A 504-nucleotide genomic window follows, 5' to 3' on the forward strand; every position below is an offset into this window, starting at 1 on the left:
GCTGAAACACGTATCGCTCTTCACTACGACCATGTTGTTTCTCTTTGACCTCGGTGACTATTTTCTCTTTACCAGCATCAAAAACTGCTTTGAACTGCGCCACAACAGCCGCTCTAAGCTTAGGCTGATTATTCTTAACCTGAACAACAACATGCGCTTGTTTTTCTTTGATTTTTTCTAGTGTTTCACGCTGACAATGCAGTGCATCAACTGTAACAACACTACCCTTTACATTTATAACATCAAGCATTTGCCGTACAACGTTGATCTCGCCATTCTTGTTCTCAGTCAGATTTTGACTCAGTACAAGACCACGTTCAGTACCGTAGGCAGTGACCAATTGTAACGCTGTTTTTTTGTCATTTCGGTATGAGCCACGAAGCTTTTCCATCGAATGCGATAATCGGCTTGTTTTGACTCGTGCGTTGTTCGTTAATCCAGAGGGCTAATGCCTCTAGCAAAGATTCTGCAACAACTGAACGCAAAATACGGGCTATTGTATGT

Annotated in this window: 1 pseudogene; it reads right to left on the bottom strand. The window is 42.3% G+C overall.

Annotated features, from left to right (window positions below):
• A pseudogene (locus tag L1D11_RS22585) lies at positions 1-504 on the bottom strand (ISAs1 family transposase); the annotation flags it as partial.

Source organism: Vibrio sp. Isolate32, assembly GCF_022397955.1.
Classification (GTDB): domain Bacteria; phylum Pseudomonadota; class Gammaproteobacteria; order Enterobacterales; family Vibrionaceae; genus Vibrio.